The following is a 17,662-nucleotide window of genomic DNA, read 5'->3' as shown; positions in this document are numbered from 1 at the left end:
TATGGTAAAACAAAAAGTATTGGATCTTGCTAATCATATTGGTAAAAAAAAGTCTGGCTCAAAATCAGCATATACGGCAAAAGATCCTGAATATATGATTTTGGAACCTGTTGTTACAGATGAAATGGCAGAGGTAGGTCTTTGCTTGCAATTCCGTAAACCTATGAGTGCTGAAGAGATTGCTCCTTTGTGTGGCAAATCTCTAGAGGATACAAAAAGAAACTTATGGGAATTAGCAGTTGCCGGTGTTTGCTTCATTGGTGAAAAGGATGGAGTTGATAAGTTCTGGCTTGAGATTTGGGTTCCAGGGGTTATGGAAATGATGGTTAACAACAAGGAAAACGTTAAAAAGTATCCGCAAATTGCAGAGGCTTTTGAAGCATATGGAAGAACAAGAGGCCCCCAGACAGCAGGTGCTTTCCCTGTAGGTACAGGGCTTATGCGTGTTATTCCTATTGAAACAGCAATTGATGGTGAAACTAGAAGAGCATCTTATGAGGAAGTTTCTAAATATCTTTATGAAAATGAGATTTTTTCAGTTTCAGATTGCTCTTGTCGTACAGCTAGAGAAGCCATGGGAGAAGGTTGTGGGCACTTGAAGGAAGATATGTGTATTCAGCTGGGACATGCTGCTGAATACTATATTCGTACAGGCAGAGGTAGAAAGATTACCCGTGAAGAAGCTTTTGAAATTATTAAAAAAGCGGAAGAGAATGGTTTGATGCATCAAATCCCTAATACAGATGGTCCTGGACAAACTCACGCAATTTGTAACTGTTGTGGATGTAGTTGCCTATCTTTAAGAACTGCTGGAATGTTTTTGAATAATGATATGGTGCGTTCAAATTATGTTTCCCATGTTGATAAAGATAAATGTGTTGCTTGTGGAGAATGTGTTGAGATTTGTCCTGTTAATGCATTGAAATTAGGTCAAAAATTATGTACTAAAGCACCAATTCATGAGAAGAAGAGAGAAGAACTTCCATCTAATGCAGAGTGGGGTCCAGACAAATGGAATCCGGATTATCGCATTAATAGAGAAAATGTGGTAGACACTGGAACAAGTCCTTGTAAAACACAGTGTCCAGCTCATATTTCTGTACAAGGCTATATTAAGTTGGCTTCTCAAGGAAGGTATAAAGAAGCACTTGAACTTATCAAGCATGAAAATCCGTTTCCAGCAGTATGTGGGCGTATCTGTCCAAGGAAATGTGAATCCGTCTGTACCAGAGGTGACATTGATGATCCTATTGCTATAGATGAAATAAAAAAATTCATCGCGGAACAAGATTTAAATATGGATAATCGTTATGTACCTAAATTGAGACATGAATATAGAAATAAAATTGCCATTATCGGTGCTGGTCCATCAGGTTTATCTTGTGCTTACTATTTAGCTGTTGATGGTTATAAGGTAACAGTGTTTGAAAAACAAAAAGCACTTGGTGGTATGTTAGCACTTGGGATTCCATCCTATAGATTGGAAAAGGAAGTTATAAATGCAGAATTTGATATTTTAAAAGAATTAGGCGTAGAGTTTAAAACTGGTGTTGAAGTGGGAAAAGATGTAAGCCTTAAAGACTTAAGAAGTCAAGGATATGAAGCATTCTATCTTGCAATTGGTGCTCAGGCAGGTAGAAAACTTGGTATTGAAGGTGAAGATGCAGAAGGGGTCTTTACAGGTGTTGATTTCTTACGTAATGTTAACTTGGGTAATGATATAAAACTTGAAGGAAATGTTGTTGTAATCGGTGGCGGTAATGTTGCTATTGATGTTGCGAGAACAGCTACAAGAGTTGGGGCTTCAAAAGTTGATATGTTCTGTCTTGAAAGCCGAGAGCAAATGCCAGCTCTTGAAGAAGAAATTGAGGAGGCAATATCCGAAGATATTGAAGTTAACAATTCTTGGGGTCCAAAGCGTATTGTTACAGAAAAGGGCCGTGTTGTAGGTGTAGAATTCAAAAAATGCCTTTCAGTTTTAGATAAGAATGGAAAGTTTAGTCCAAAGTTTGATGAAAATGAAACTAAGATTGTTAAGGCAAACAATGTATTGCTTTCAGTAGGGCAAGCAATGGATTGGGGCGGATTATTAGAGGACTCAAAGATAGAATTAAATCCAAATAAGACAATCAAGGTGGATTCCTTTACTCTTCAGACAGGAGAGCCAGATGTATTTGCTGGGGGAGATGCCATGACAGGTCCTAAGTTTGCTATTGATGCTATTGCTTTGGGTAAAGAAGGTGCAATTTCAATCCATCGTTATGTTCAGCCAGGACAGAGCTTGATTCTCGGTCGTGATAGGAGAGAGTATCATGCATTTGATAAAGGAAACTTGACCCTTGAAGGATATGATCATATTCCAAGGCAAAGAGCAAAACATGTTGACGGTACTAAAGCTAAAGCATCTTTCAAGGATTTACGTAATACCTTTACGGAAGAACAAGTTAAAATGGAAACAGAACGTTGCCTTGGTTGCGGTGCTACAACTGTAGATGAATACATGTGTTTAGGCTGTGGTGCGTGTACAACTAGATGTAAGTTCGACGCTATATCACTTGGCAGAAAATATGACGCTACAAGTGTACCTTTTGAAGAGCTTAAACCTATAATTGTTAAAAATATGATTAAGCGTAAAGGTAGAATTGTTGTCCGTAAGATTAAAAAGTCTTTAAGTGGAGGGAAAAAGAGCAGTTAGAAAAATAGATATTAAAATAAATAAAAGGCGGTGGGAACGCAAGCCCACCCCTAAGTTTCTAGATTCAGAGAGGTAGAGGTGAATTCATTTGCATGAATTGGGCGTTGTAATTAAAGTAGTTAAAACAGTTGAAAACTTTGCCAAAAAAAATGGAATTACAAAAATTGATACTTTGGTGCTCCAGATTGGTGAGATATCTTCGATTATACCAAAGTATATTGAAGCTTGTTATCCCGCTGCAGTGGATGGTACACTATTGCAGGATACAAAACTGAAAATTGAATTGTTGCCTGGTAATGGTAGATGCCATAAGTGCTATAAGGAATTTAATTTGATTCAGTGCAGAAATCAATGCCCAGACTGCGGTAGCCATGACTTGGAGGTGCTCAGTGGTAGAGAGTTTTTAATCAAAGAGATCATAGCTTGTTGAAAGGAAGGTTATTATGAAAAATCAAATGACCAAAGAATTAGTATTATCAGGAGTATTTATAGCCATGGGTCTTGTATTGCCCATAGCATTTCATGCCATAGGGGGAGGCGGTCCAGTGTTTTTGCCTATGCATATACCTGTGCTCATTGCTGGATTTTTTCTAGGATGGCCATTTGCCTTGGCAGTAGGTGTGTTTACTCCGCTTATAAGTTCATTATTAACTGGGATGCCACCCTTTTTTCCAGTATTGCCTTACATGATGCTTGAACTTGCCACTTATGGTGTCATAGTAAGTTTGCTTTACAGAAACTTAAAAATGAATGTCTATGTGTCCCTTATCATTAGTATGGCATGTGGAAGAGTCATGGCTGGTGTTGCTGTATGGACATTGGCAACGTTTTTTATGGCAAAATTGCCTAGCCCTGTTGTGTTTGTACAAGGTGCAATCCTTAAAGGGATCCCAGGAATCATAATACAAATTATCTTCATACCTGCAATTGTGTTAGCTGCCAAAAAGTTCAACCCAACTACGGAACTTCGCAAGTCGGCGTAGGTGAGTTTAAATGAAAGAACAAAAAGATTTTTTCAATAGTGTAGCAAGCACTTGGGATGAAATATGTAATCACGATATGATAAAAGTGGAATCTATACTGGATATGATTGAGATAAAGTCAGGGAGTTATATCCTAGATGTGGGAACAGGTACTGGCATACTAATTCCCAGTCTCTATCAAAGAGTAAGTAAATCAGGTCGCATCAAGGCAATAGATATGGCTGAAAAAATGATTGAGGTGGCTTATAAAAAAAATAAATACCATAATGTCAGCTTTGAATGTGGAGATGTCCTGGATACCAATGAGGATGAAATCATCTATGACCACGTCATATGCTATTCTATGTTTCCTCATTTTCAATACAGAAAAGAAGAAGCGGTTCACAAGCTGGCACAAAAGTTGAAAGTTGGAGGCAAACTTACCATTTGTCATTCTCAGAGTAGAGAGGCAATCAACAATCTTCATAAAGGAGTGGATGATGCTGTCAAAGAAGATAATTTGCCTACAATGGAAATCATGAGAAAGTATTTCCTAGATGCTGGTTTGAAAGTTCTGAAGGAAGTAGACAACACAGATATGTTTGTGATTATCGGATGCAGATAGTTAATTGATAATTATTGCATAAAAAAAGCCACCGTCACTTTTAAAATAGTTAAGAGAAAATATCAAAAATACAAATAAAAATAAGATGGGTGAAGATTGAGTAGAATTATAGGACAGACCCTGTGGTGATACTGTAGAAACAGTGTTGCTACAGGGGTGTTTCTTTAGTAACGTAAAAATCAAAAGAATAAAAAGATTTACACTTATGATTATTAGAATAAAAAGTATTATTATTAAAAACTAATGGTAGTTGTGTGTTAACGTAAGAGATAGATAAGAAAAAGCATATGAATATATTTAATTAAATATATTCATATGCTTTTTTATTTCACAGTTAGAAATTATAGAGAGGGTTATAGAGATATTATTGTGCAAGAGTTAAATTGGTAATAGATCCCTCCCTATATCTTTTCTCGAAGATTATCATTGAGATTTTGGTGTAATTGAAGAGGTTTTCCCCCAATTTACCAGTATTGTATAGGTATATTATGTATCAAAACGGGTAGAATCATAAAAAGATGCTCACATATTATGGATATTATTCATGATATAAAGAACATTAATAAAGATGGTACTGGAGCGAGAAGTTTATGAAAGAAGTATTACATTTAGGGATTGATGTAGGATCAACTACTATTAAGCTTGTATTATTAGATGGGAAAGATAATATTATTTATAGTAAATATGAACGACACTACTCTAATATAAAAGAAACTACAGCTTTACTTATAAAAGAAGCTTTTAATAAATATAAAGATTATAATATTACGGCAATGGTAACAGGATCTAGTGGATTATCTCTTTCTAATCTTTTAGGATTATCTTTTATTCAAGAGGTTATTGCCTGCACAAAAGCAATTGAAACTTTTATAGATGTTGCTGATGTAGCCATAGAATTAGGTGGAGAAGATGCAAAAATAACATACTTTGAAGATAGTTTAGAACAACGTATGAATGGAGTTTGTGCTGGTGGAACAGGAGCTTTTATAGATCAGATGGCTACATTACTTGAAACTGATGCTAAAGGATTAAATGAGTTAGCTAAAAATTATAAGATTATTTATCCCATTGCTGCAAGATGCGGAGTTTTTGCAAAAACTGATATACAATCTCTTATAAATGAAGGAGCTACAAAGGAAGATATAGCTGCATCTATATTTCAAGCTGTTGTAAATCAAACTATAAGTGGCCTTGCTTGCGGAAAGCCAATAAAGGGAAATGTAGCACTTTTAGGAGGTCCTTTGTATTATTTATCAGAGCTTAGAAAAAGATTCATTGAAACTTTAAAATTAAAACAGGAAGAAATATTATTTCCACAAAACTCTCAACTATTTGTAGCTATTGGTACGGCTATTGAATCTAAAAAAGAAAAAGTTATAACCTTTGAACAATTATTAAAATCTGTTGAAAACTTAGATAATAATAATGTATCTACTTCATATACATTAGAGCCATTATTTAAAGATGAAGAAGAATTACAAAGCTTTAGAGAGAGGCATAATAACTGTAAGGCTAAAAGAAGAGATATAGCTACATATGAAGGTGAAGCCTTCCTAGGGATAGATGCTGGTTCCACAACTACTAAAGCTATATTAATAGATAATGAAGGTGCTATATTATATTCTTTTTATGATAATAATAAGGGAAAGCCTTTAGAAAGCACCATAAACATATTAAAAGATATATACAGTAAAATTAATGAAAAAATAAAAATTGTTAAAGCAACTGTTACTGGATATGGAGAATATCTAATAAAGTCAGCTTTAAATATTGACATTGGAGAAGTTGAAACCATCGCACATTATAAAGCATCGGAGCACTTTTTAAAAGGTGTGGACTTTATACTTGACATAGGAGGTCAAGATATGAAGTGTATCAAGATAAAAGATGGAGTGATAAATTCTATTCAATTAAATGAAGCTTGTTCATCAGGATGTGGTTCTTTTCTTGATATGTTTGCACAATCCTTAAATATGAGTATTGAAAAGTTTTCAAGGCAAGGTTTATTATCGCAAAGGCCAGTAGACTTAGGGTCAAGGTGTACCGTATTCATGAATTCTAAAGTTAAACAAGTCCAAAAAGAAGGAGCAGATATTGGAGATATATCCTCTGGATTATCTTATTCCGTAATTAAAAATGCTCTTTATAAAGTTATAAAAATAAAAAATCCTGAAGAACTTGGAGAAAAAATTATAGTTCAGGGAGGAACTTTTTATAATGAAGCTGTTTTAAGGGCTTTTGAGAAAGTTTCTGGAAAAGAGGCTATAAGGCCGGATATTGCTGGACTTATGGGGGCATTTGGAGCTGCTCTTATTGCAAAAGAAAATTATAATAAAAACGAAGTTTCTAGTATTTTATCAGAATCTGACCTTGAGAAATTTAAAGTATCAAATGAATTTAATCATTGTGGATTATGTAGCAATAACTGTTTACTTACTATAAGTAAATTTTCTAATGGTAAAAAATTTATTTCTGGTAATAGATGCGAAAGGTGTATAGGAGTTACTAAAAATAAAAAGAAAGGAGTAAACTTATTTGATTATAAATATAAAAGAATTTTTGGATATAAACCTCTTACCATAGAAGAGGCAACAAGAGGAGAAGTGGGGATACCAAGAGTTTTAAATATGTATGAAAACTATCCCTTTTGGTACACTTTTTTTACAGAACTAGGTTTTAGGGTAGTACTATCTCCAAATTCTACAAAGAAAATTTATAATGAAGGTATTGATACTATACCATCAGAGTCTCTTTGTTATCCTGCAAAAATTGCTCATGGTCATATAGTAAGTCTTATAAAAAAGGGATTAAAATTCATATTTTATCCATGTATTCCTTATGAAAAACTAGAAGATGAAACTGCAGATAATCACTACAATTGTGCTATAGTGATTTCTTATCCAGAGGTTATTAAAAATAATATTGAATTTTTGAGAAGTGGACAGATTACATATAAAAATCCATTCTTAAATTTTAATGATAGAAAATCAATGAAGAAAAATTTATATGAGGAATTAAGAGTATTTGATATAAGTAAAAGAGAAATAAACATTGCAATTGATAAAGCTTATGAAGAAGCTAAAAATGTTAAAGAAGATTTAAAAAATAAAGCATTAGAAATTCTAGAAGATTTAGATAAAAGTGGTGGAAAGGGCATTGTATTAAGCGGTAGACCTTACCATTTAGATTTAGAAATAAATCATGGCATAGCCAATATGATATCAGAAGAAGGGTTAGCAGTTTTTACAGAGGATTCAGTAGCTGATTTAGCTAAAATCCCACGACCATTAAGAGTACTTGATCAGTGGACTTATCATTCAAGAGCATACAGGGCTGCAAATTTTGTAGGAAATAAAGAAAATCTAGAGCTAGTTCAATTAAACTCTTTTGGATGTGGATTAGATGCAGTTGCTACAGATCAAGTACAAGAGATATTAGAAGGTTTTGGGAAAATATATACATTACTAAAAATAGATGAAGTTAATAATTTAGGTGCAGCTAAGATTAGAATACGCTCTCTTAAGGCAGCTATAGATAATAGAAATAAACTACGAACTTCTAAATTGAAAATTATGAAACCCTATGATAAATCTATATTTACTAAGGAAATGAGAGAAAATCATACAATACTTGCTCCACAATTTTCTCCAATACACTTTGAATTATTGGAAGTTGCTTTTAAAAGTTCTGGATATAATCTAAAGATATTACCAAGGGTTAATAAAGAGACTATGGAAGAAGGACTAAAGTATGTAAATAATGATGCTTGTTATCCCTCCATTGTAGTGATAGGTCAAATCATAAGTGCACTTAAATCTGGAAAGTATGATTTAAACAATACCTCTGTAGCAATTTCTCAAACAGGGGGAACCTGTAGAGCATCTAATTATGTGGCTCTTATAAGAAAGGCTTTAAGGGATTCAGGGTATGAAAAAGTACCAGTTATATCTTTAAGCGTTCAAGGAATAGAGAATAATCCAGGATTTAAAATAACTCTACCAATGATTAATAAAGGCCTGATGGCAGTAACTTATGGCGATCTGCTTATGAAAATGATAAACAGAGTAAGGCCTTATGAAAAGATAAAAAATTCAACAGATCTACTTTATTTAAAATGGTTAGAAATATGTAAAAACAATGTAATTAGTGGAAGTTTTAAAGAATTTAAAAATATTACAAATCAAATGATAAATGAATTTGATAATTTGAAAATTAACAATATAATTAAGCCAAAGGTAGCAATAGTTGGGGAAATTTTCTTAAAGTATCATAGTTTAGCAAATAATAATATTATAGAAATACTAGAAAACGAAGGAGCAGAGGTAATAATGCCGGATTTAATGTATTTTCTATTATATTGTGCTTATAATCAAAAGTTTAAATATGAGAAATTAGGTGGAAATTTTAAAAATTTATTAGGCGGCAAGTTAGCTATTAAATACATAGAGTCTTATATAAGTGAAATGAAGAAATCACTTAGTAATAGCAAAAGATTTACTCCACCAGAAACAATTGAAAAATTGGCAAAAAGAACAGATGATATATTATCTCTTGGTAATCAAGCTGGAGAAGGATGGTTATTGACGGCGGAAATCATAAAATTATTAGAGTCTGGAGTAAATAATATGATTTGTATACAACCATTTGCCTGTTTACCAAATCATGTAATAGGAAAAGGGATGATCAGAGAGATTAAGAGAAGATACCCTTATTTAAATATTACGCCAATAGATTATGATCCTGGTGCCAGTGAAGTAAATCAATTAAATAGAATGAAGCTTATGCTTTCAACCGCCACTAAAAATTTGGAGAAATTAGAAAAAATAAAATAGATATAAAAAATTAAGAGCAGAAATGCTCTTTTATTATTTATATAAAAGTTTAATAAATTTTCATTAAAAAAATGCTCTATCTTATTTATGTTTTTTATGTTTACCCATAAGAGTATTTCCTTAGTATATTTAGATATTCATAATATCTAAATATCTATGAAGTGTTACAAATTATTTTTTAGGATAGATGAATAGTAACAATTCAGGATTAGTTGTGATAAAATACAAAAAATGAACTTTAATTACTTATTTGTAACATAAAGGTAACCATATGTAATAAAAGCACGTACTAAATATAGGAGGAATAAAATAATAGAAAGATTAAATATAGAGGGGGGGAGGATAAGGTGTTAGAGAGATATGAAGCCAGGCGTATCCTAAAAAAGAAGTCTTTGCCAATACTTATAATAGCTTTTATCCTAATAAGTATGAGTGTTATTAGCAATCTAATAAGTGAAGATTTTAATAATGGAAATATCAAAGACTTAGATTTTTCAACAGTAGCTGCTCAATCAGATAGGTTCGTGTCTGAGGGCTTGATAAGAATAACTGAAGGGGAAGAAAAGATAGGCTTTAGTAAGATGCTTGATAATAGTGATGACGCAATCAAGAATCGAAATCAAGGAAATCTTCTTCAGGCTTATAAGCATGAAATGATTGTACGAATCATACATATGAACATTTTTTCTAGTATAGAGAATAGGAGAATATTTGAGGATTTTACAAAAGAAGTTTGGAATGATATAGCCCCTGATATTACCTATCCAGATAATAATGGTAATGAATATAATGTATCTACGGCAACTAAAATAATGGATATGGAGCTAATAAGGTGGACTCTAGAGCTGAAATACCTTTATAGGTGCTATAAAAACAATATCTCATACGTAGAAAGGGATGATGCTAATGAAGCGGTGTTTTTATATGAGCTCATGGATAAGATAATTCCTGTATTTATTCTGATTACTATATTATTGTTAAGTATTGATTCCATAAGCGAAGAACACCGATTAAGAATAACAAGAAATGTATTGTCTCAACCAATTAGTAGGTTTTCTTATTTCTTGAAAGTATTATTTTCAAACATAGTCACTGTGCTTCCAGTTATTATTATCTCCATATGTATCGTTACTCTATTTTCTGGAGTTTTAAGTAGATTTCATTCCTTCAAGATGCCTATTTTAACAACAACAAATCAATGGACAGCACTAAGGATTAATGGAATGAATCTGGTTAAAGCGGCTTCTGAGCCAAATGGAATTGAATATCTAGGACCTGTTCCAGTAGCTTTGGATACGCTAATCAAAAACATATATCCCATAATAAAACTTATCAGTTTTACCGAAGCAACCATTATTTTTACGCTAGAAATGGTTCTATTTGCGGTATTTGTAAATATTGTTACAGTATTTGCTTCATCATTGACTAACAAAAAATCCATTGCATTAGTAATTGCAGCAGGTATATTTGGAGGACTATATGGTTTATTAAGGCTTATTCCAGAACTTCCTAATCCACTGCTTGCCTTGAATGTAAGAGATATTATTAGTGGGGCATCCTCATTTACCTTGTTATCTCTTACAGTAATACAGGTGATTTCTATCCTTATTATGATTGGAATTAGTGCTTGGGTGTTTAATAAGAAAGAAATTGTTTATTAGGAGGGGATAAAATGAAAATACTTAAGTATCAGTTATTAAAAGAATTAAAACAGCGAAAAAATATAGTGATATTTTTTGGTATGGTTCTATACTGCATAGCCTTAATTTTTTATATGAATTATTCAAACACAAAGTATATAGAGAAAATATATAACTTTAATGAAAATGCTGTTCTAGAATATACAGGAGCAGCCAATGGTACCAAAATAGAATTGATTGCATTAAAGGAGGAATATAAAGATAATGAATCTGACCCTGTTTATAAAAAGAAGTCGGAAGAAATTGATAAGAAAATAGAGTTATATCAATCACTTTACATAAATTATCTTAGTAGAGAGAATGGTTACTTTAAATTAAAGTACGGAAAAATTCTTGAAGATGAAGATTTGAAAACTATTTTAAAAAGCTCTAAGTCTATTAATCAAGTTATTATCAAGGGGGTTGAAAATAGTGTAGTTGATAACTTATGGTTAAAAGAGCGTGGATTTGAAAAAGAAGAGATTGAGAAACAAATTGCAGATTATCAAGAAATACAGGACAAAGGAAATGAATTCCAGATAAGTCCATATACTTTGAATATGGCCAATTATCTTAGAAGGTACTTTGATCAAATCAATGTGTTTATTTTATTAGTAGTAGTATTAATGTTATCTATAGAATCTTATACCAGTGAATTTGAAGAAGGAAGCTATAATACCATATATACTGCTCCTTATAACAGGAGAAGCTTAATCAGGTCAAAATACATTGCAAGAAGCTTGTTGAATATTTGTTTGGTACTAGTGCCTTTACTAATGGTAACTATATCAGTTGGAATTATTTATGGTTTCGGTGATTTAAGCTATCCCGTTAGAATGAATGAAAGCATTGAACATTTTAGTTTATTTATTACATCAAATCAAGAGGTTTATATTTCTGTTTTGAAAACTTTAGGTGTCCAAGTAGTTTCAATGATTGCATTAATTATTTTTCAAACAATAATGGGAATTTCAGCATCTGTATTGATTCAAGATAGCACAGCAAGTTTTGGTGCAATCTTAGCTATATTGCTTATTACCTATATGAGTACTATGATTAATAGTTTTAGTAGAATTTTAAGATTTATCAATCCATGGTCTTATATGGATTTGCAAAATATATTCTTTTCTAAGTATAAAACAACACAGACTTATGGCATAATTATCCAAATTGTGGTTATAGGATTAATTACATTTATAACTACTAAGATATTTGAAAAAAGGGATTTATCAGGAGGTGTTGCTTAAATGAAAAAGAGAAATTTTAGATTTATATTAATTTTGCTAGCTATTTTTTTAATTGCAGGTTGTGGTACTAAGAAGAATGCAGAAAAGGACAATGAAGCAAAGGAGAAAAATAAGATAAGTGATCCCATACCTGTTGATTATCAAGGAGTAGAAACAAAACAAATTAGAAAGCCTGCTAAGGGTGATAGTATAGCTACTATTGATACTAGTATGGGGAAAATTCAAATTTTACTTTTTGAGAAAGAGTGCCCAAAGGCTGTGGAAAATTTTATTCAATTAGCAAAGGAAAAATATTTTGAAGAGTTGAATTTTTCTTCTTATACAAGTGTGTCCATAGGTATCGGAAAAATAGGAGATAAAGACTATGAAGTGAAGACTGCAAGCAATAAGAATTTTGATGTAGAAATTGATCCTGACTTTGGAATGCTCTATGGTAGTTTAATTATTCCAAGACGTATAAATGTATCAGGAGAAAAGGGAATGAACACAGGGCAATTTGCTATCATCGATAAAAATTTCTTAGCAGATGAAGAAAAACAGGAATTAGAGGGTATGGATATTAATGAAAGTTTAAAAGATGCATTTTTAAAGATTGGCGGTAATGTAAGGAACCAAGGGAAAATTACTGTATTTGGACAAGTAATAAAAGGTATGGATACCATAGAAAAAATGAGGGCTGTTGAATTAGATTCTTTTGGTGGACCTAAAAAAATTATCACCATAAACAATGTAACAGTAAATAAGGTTGAGTAGGAGGTAGACATGGAAAAATTATTGGAAGTTAAAGATCTAAATAAAAGCTTTGGAAAGACTAAGGTTCTCCATGATATCAACTTTGATATATTCCCTAATGAGATTGTAGGTTTTATTGGACCAAACGGAGCAGGAAAATCAACAGTAATGAAATGTATACTATCACTTATATTCCCTGATAGTGGTACTATTACAATAAATGGTTATGATATAAAAAAACATCGTATTAAAGCCTTATCTTCTATGGCAGGGGTTATTGAAACACCTGGTCTTTTCGTAGATATGTCAGGAGAAGATAATATCAAATTATTTGCTGAACTTAGGAATATAGATAAAAAACGGGTAAAAGAAATTATGGAATTCACTAAATTAGAAAATAATCTTAAAAGAAAGGCTGGAAATTATTCCATGGGGATGAAACAAAGATTAGCTCTGGGGATTGCTCTATTAAGTAAACCAAAGTTGCTTATATTGGATGAACCTACCAATGGACTTGATCCAACCTCAGTGATTGAATTACGTAATGTTTTGCTTGATTTAGTTGAAAAGGAGGACATATCCATTTTGTTTTCTTCTCACCAACTAGAAGAAGTAGAAAGAATAGCCAATAGGCTGGTTTGTATAAATAAAGGTAGAATTATTGAATTCAATGAAAGTGATTTGAAAACATCCATATATATCTTAGAAACTGAAGTATTAGAAAAATTAAAAAACTATTTATCATTAAAAGCTATAAATTACAAGGATATAGACCATAAAAGAATTGAAGTAATTACAGAAAAGCTTGAGATACAATCATTTTTAGTAGACTTAGATCAAGCAGGTATAAAAATCACTAATCTATATAAAAAAGAGATATCACTTGAAGAAAGATATAAAGATATTTATATGAATGAATAAAATATAGCAAAAGGTGAAGGGTTTTTATGATTAAAAAATTTAAATTAAAAACACTAAGGCGTACATTAAAATATTTAATAGAAATTAATAAGCAGGTTATATTCCTTAGACTGCTTTCAGTAATATTTTTGGGATCGATTTCTGGTTTAACAGTATATGGTTCAAAAATACTTTTTGATTTATTTAATTCAAAAGTAGAATTAAATGTATTTTTGAAAACTATAGTAATATACACATTAATACAAATTATTAGCGTTATCTCCAGTGAGTTTGATAATTATTTATTAAGTATTTCGCATATTAAGTTTCAAAATCATATAGATGGTATATTATTTAACAAGTACCAATCCCTAGAATTACGCGATTATGAGAATCCTGACACCTATGATTTGATAAATAAAGCTCAAATGGATGGTACCAATAGTGTGATTGGAGCCTTTGATTCGCTATGCCAGATAATAACAAAGTTGTTCGCAATTTCATCTATATTTGCTATTATACTTAGTGTTCAGACCTGGGGATTGATCATAGTGCTTATTATACCTATAATATCCTCTATATTTAGTTATAAGCTTGAAAAAGATACTTATAATTACAAAATGCAGAGAATTACATTAATAAGAAAAAAAGCTTATTTCAGTGGTTTAATTACAAATGCAACAGCATTTAAAGAAATCAAGGCCTTTGATTTAGGTCAATATTTCTTGAATAAGTATAAAGAGATTTTGAATTATATAAAAAGTAAAGAGACTTGTATTTCTAGAAAAAGGTTTAAGTATAATATAATAATCCAACTGATAGATGTTTTTGTAACCGTATTTGTTATCTTCGTTTCTATGTTAAGAGCAGTTAAAGGTCTCTTTTCTTTTGGTATGATTGTAGCTTATATAAATAGTTTAACTACCATAAAAAATAATATGAATACATTACTGAATAGTATAAATAACATTATTATTCAATCCGTTTATGCAGAAATGTATTTTGATTTTATAGATATGGATAGAAGTCCTAAGGAATGCAAGCCAATTGAAAAAAGTATTTATGATATATCCATCACCGATTTGTATTTTAAATATCAATCTAATGATTATAATACATTAAAAGCTATTAATTTAAATATAAAAAAGGGTGAAAGAGTAGTTTTAATTGGGGAAAATGGCTCTGGAAAGACCACATTAATGAAAATTCTCTCAGGTCTTTATAAAGATTATGAGGGGAAAGTTTTTATAAATGGTATAGATTTAAAACAATTGAATGAATTTGATTACCGTAAGCATTTAAGTTTCTTTTTTCAGGATTATAATATGTATGAATTAACATTAAGAGAAAACATTGCACTATCAGATATAAACAATATAAAGGATGATGATAAAATAGAAAATATTATTAGAAACTTCAATTTAACATCCAAGACATCCGAGTTTGATAATGGGTTAGACACTCAATTGGGTTTTTGGTTAGGAGGAAAGCAATTATCTATAGGACAATGGCAACGATTAGCTGTTAGTAGGACTTGCTTTAGAAAAGCAGATGTTTACTTATTGGATGAACCAACATCAGCATTAGATGTAAAGGCAGAATATAATGTATTAAAGGCTTTTTTAGATAATGATACAAATAATATTAAGATTTTGGTATCACATAAGATATCTAGCATTGTTTTTTTTGATCCAAGAATTATAGTTATGAAAGACGGAAACATAATAGCTGATGGAAAGCACAATGATTTGTATACTACATGTCAGCACTATAAAGAATTGTATGATAATAGCATGAAAATTCAAGTTAGAGAAGAAGGAGCATATAGCAATCAGTAAGTAAGATTTCTTAACTAAGATGAACTCTCAATAATCTTTTATAATAGACCAAAGTATATGCAAAAAATTCATATATTTTTATTTAAACGAGTCGATGATAAAATTATTATTTTCTCTAGGGTTTTTTCAATTCTATAGTAATATATTCTTCATCGTTCATAATAAATAAGCCACCCTTCCTAGTAGAATTGTTTTGCAAATCAATTTTACACTATGAATTGGTGGTTTTTTATTGTTTTCAAAAAAGTCTTTTTATATAAATTGCTACTGACGGATATGGAGAGTTTTGGCGAAGTATTATCAATTTAGGGGGATTTTTCTTGTGATGAGATTTTTAATAAGCAGAAAAACATGTATTAAATTATAGGTAGATAATCAAAGAAAATAATTTATATTTTATAGGCAGAGCTATAACTAATACACTGTAAAATTAAAGCTAGATAAATATTTATTAATTTAAATGGAAATTTTTATTTGTTTGATAATTTAAACTCTTAAATACAATTAAATGCAAAATATTTGTTTTAAAATTATTATTATTTTCAATTTAAAATAGCTATAAATATATTTATTTTAAATTAATCCATATAACTTGATTAAGGGGATTTTAACTCTTTAATGAGCAAATAATTAAGATTAAATCCTTCTTTAGTAGCTACTCTTTGTGTAACATAAGTTTCCTATTGTACTTTATGTTTTCCAAAAGTTAAGGTTAGTAATAAAATATAGTAATGTTATAAGTTATTAACAAATTAATGGGGGTGATTATGTGGATTTTGTGGTAAACAAGGTTATGGACATTGATAGAGATGCAGAAAACTATAGAAAAAAAATTGAAGAACTAATAGGAGATAAACAAAGGGAATTAGAGAAAAGGATAAATTACATGAATCTTCAATGGGAAGAGGAAGGGAAAAGTATAAAAAAAACAATACTTTTAACTACTTTAAATTATGCTGAAAAAAAGGCAGAGGAAATAAAAAAAGAGAAAGAGGAACAAATATCAGTAATTGAAGAAAAATTCTTTAATAATAAAAGTAAAATAGTGGATGAAGTATTTAGCAAAATAATCCATTCCCTTTAGGAGTGATGTATTATGGGAAGCATTGTTAAGTTTACTGCTGTAAATTCCAAGGTAAAGACTCTAAAAGGAAAGATGCTTAGGGAGGAAGATTTTTTAGAATTGCTCCAATGTAAGGGTTTAAAAAACGCCTTAGCGTATTTAAAAGAAAAGACTTATTATGGAGAAGTTCTCAAGAACTATGATTTACAAAAAATCCATAGAGGAGAACTAGAAATAATCCTAGATAGGCAATATACTAAAATATTTAATAAATTCATTAATTATTTTAATGGGGAGTTTAGGAAGGTAATTAAAAATCTCTTTTTAAGATGGGAAATAGAAGATTTAAAAATTATAATTAGAGGTAAGTATATAGGGCGAACAAAAGAAGAAATAAAAAGCAATCTCATTGCTAAAAATCCATTAAATACTATAGATTACGATTATTTAATTACTTCAAAGTCTATTGAAGAGTTGATTGAACGTCTAAAGGGTAGTATATATTATGATGGTATAAAAAATTTGGCTAAAGATGTGTCGGATAAAGGATTATTTAGAATTGAAACAGAACTTGATTTTGTATATTTTTCTACTTTGAGAAAAGAGCTTAAACATTTAGATAAAGAAAATAAAGAGTTAATTAAGGATATAATCGGGTTAGAAGCTGACTTATCAAATCTAAGTTGGATATATAGAGGAAAAAAATTCTATAACATAACTCCTGAAGAGTTATTTAACTATACTATTTATGATGGATATAAGCTTTCAGAAGAAAAGATAAGAAGGATTTGTTACGCTAATAGCATGGAAGAAATTTACAAAGTTATAGAAAAAACTCCTTATAGGTGGATATATGAGATTGATGACTCCATTACCGTAGAAAAGAGAGAAAGAGAATTTCAAAAAAAATATTTTGGTAAGTTTATTAGAGAAAATAGAGCAAACTTTAGTATGGTATTAAGTTATTTAGTTCTATATAGGATAGAGATAAAAGAGATAATATCTATAGTAGAACAGAAGAGGTATGACTTGGATATAAAAGAAGGTGCAAAATATGTACATGTTACACATTGATAATTGGGAGGTGAA

The 17,662-nt window shown here is 30.7% G+C and carries 12 protein-coding genes; all 12 read left to right on the top strand.

What is annotated here, in order from left to right:
* The first annotated feature begins 1 nt into the window (after nucleotide 1).
* Nucleotides 2-2,695 (top strand): FAD-dependent oxidoreductase, encoded by a 2,694-nt coding sequence (locus KQI89_RS02965; RefSeq protein WP_216455824.1) that lies wholly within the window; start codon nucleotides 2-4, stop codon nucleotides 2,693-2,695.
* 88 nt (nucleotides 2,696-2,783) lie between these two features.
* Nucleotides 2,784-3,125 carry a hydrogenase maturation nickel metallochaperone HypA gene (locus KQI89_RS02960; RefSeq protein WP_032121643.1) on the top strand — a complete coding sequence of 114 codons (342 nt, stop codon included), beginning with the start codon at nucleotides 2,784-2,786 and terminating at the stop codon, nucleotides 3,123-3,125.
* Between the two features lie 13 nt (nucleotides 3,126-3,138).
* On the top strand, nucleotides 3,139-3,678 hold the full coding sequence (locus KQI89_RS02955; protein ID WP_216455823.1) for an ECF transporter S component: 540 nt from the start codon (nucleotides 3,139-3,141) through the stop codon (nucleotides 3,676-3,678).
* Between the two features lie 10 nt (nucleotides 3,679-3,688).
* A complete protein-coding gene (locus tag KQI89_RS02950) occupies nucleotides 3,689-4,282 on the top strand; it encodes a class I SAM-dependent methyltransferase (protein WP_216455822.1) in 594 nt (197 codons plus the stop codon).
* 590 nt (nucleotides 4,283-4,872) lie between these two features.
* Entirely contained in the window at nucleotides 4,873-9,114 is a 4,242-nt protein-coding gene (locus KQI89_RS02945) for a 2-hydroxyacyl-CoA dehydratase (RefSeq protein WP_216455821.1), read from the top strand.
* 347 nt (nucleotides 9,115-9,461) lie between these two features.
* Entirely contained in the window at nucleotides 9,462-10,775 is a 1,314-nt protein-coding gene (locus KQI89_RS02940; protein ID WP_216455820.1) for an ABC transporter permease subunit, read from the top strand.
* 11 nt (nucleotides 10,776-10,786) lie between these two features.
* The gene (locus KQI89_RS02935) at nucleotides 10,787-12,040 is read left to right on the top strand and encodes an ABC transporter permease (RefSeq protein ID WP_216455819.1); all 1,254 of its coding nucleotides are present in this window, start codon (nucleotides 10,787-10,789) and stop codon (nucleotides 12,038-12,040) included.
* Nucleotides 12,041-12,793 (top strand): peptidylprolyl isomerase, encoded by a 753-nt coding sequence (locus KQI89_RS02930; RefSeq protein WP_216455818.1) that lies wholly within the window; start codon nucleotides 12,041-12,043, stop codon nucleotides 12,791-12,793.
* Between the two features lie 9 nt (nucleotides 12,794-12,802).
* The gene (locus tag KQI89_RS02925; RefSeq protein ID WP_216455817.1) at nucleotides 12,803-13,693 is read left to right on the top strand and encodes an ABC transporter ATP-binding protein; all 891 of its coding nucleotides are present in this window, start codon (nucleotides 12,803-12,805) and stop codon (nucleotides 13,691-13,693) included.
* Between the two features lie 26 nt (nucleotides 13,694-13,719).
* The gene (locus tag KQI89_RS02920) at nucleotides 13,720-15,510 is read left to right on the top strand and encodes an ABC transporter ATP-binding protein (protein ID WP_216455816.1); all 1,791 of its coding nucleotides are present in this window, start codon (nucleotides 13,720-13,722) and stop codon (nucleotides 15,508-15,510) included.
* 769 nt (nucleotides 15,511-16,279) lie between these two features.
* On the top strand, nucleotides 16,280-16,594 hold the full coding sequence (locus KQI89_RS02915) for a hypothetical protein (RefSeq protein WP_216455815.1): 315 nt from the start codon (nucleotides 16,280-16,282) through the stop codon (nucleotides 16,592-16,594).
* A 12-nt stretch (nucleotides 16,595-16,606) separates the two neighbouring features.
* Nucleotides 16,607-17,647: a V-type ATPase subunit gene (locus tag KQI89_RS02910; RefSeq protein ID WP_216455814.1), complete on the top strand. Its 1,041-nt coding sequence runs from the start codon at nucleotides 16,607-16,609 to the stop codon at nucleotides 17,645-17,647.
* Nucleotides 17,648-17,662: the final 15 nt, after the last annotated feature.

It is taken from the genome of Clostridium simiarum (genome assembly GCF_018919175.1).
Lineage (GTDB): Bacteria > Bacillota > Clostridia > Clostridiales > Clostridiaceae > Clostridium_L > Clostridium_L simiarum.
Note: the sequence above shows the minus strand (reverse complement) of the source record. Positions and strands in the feature narration are given on the sequence as shown.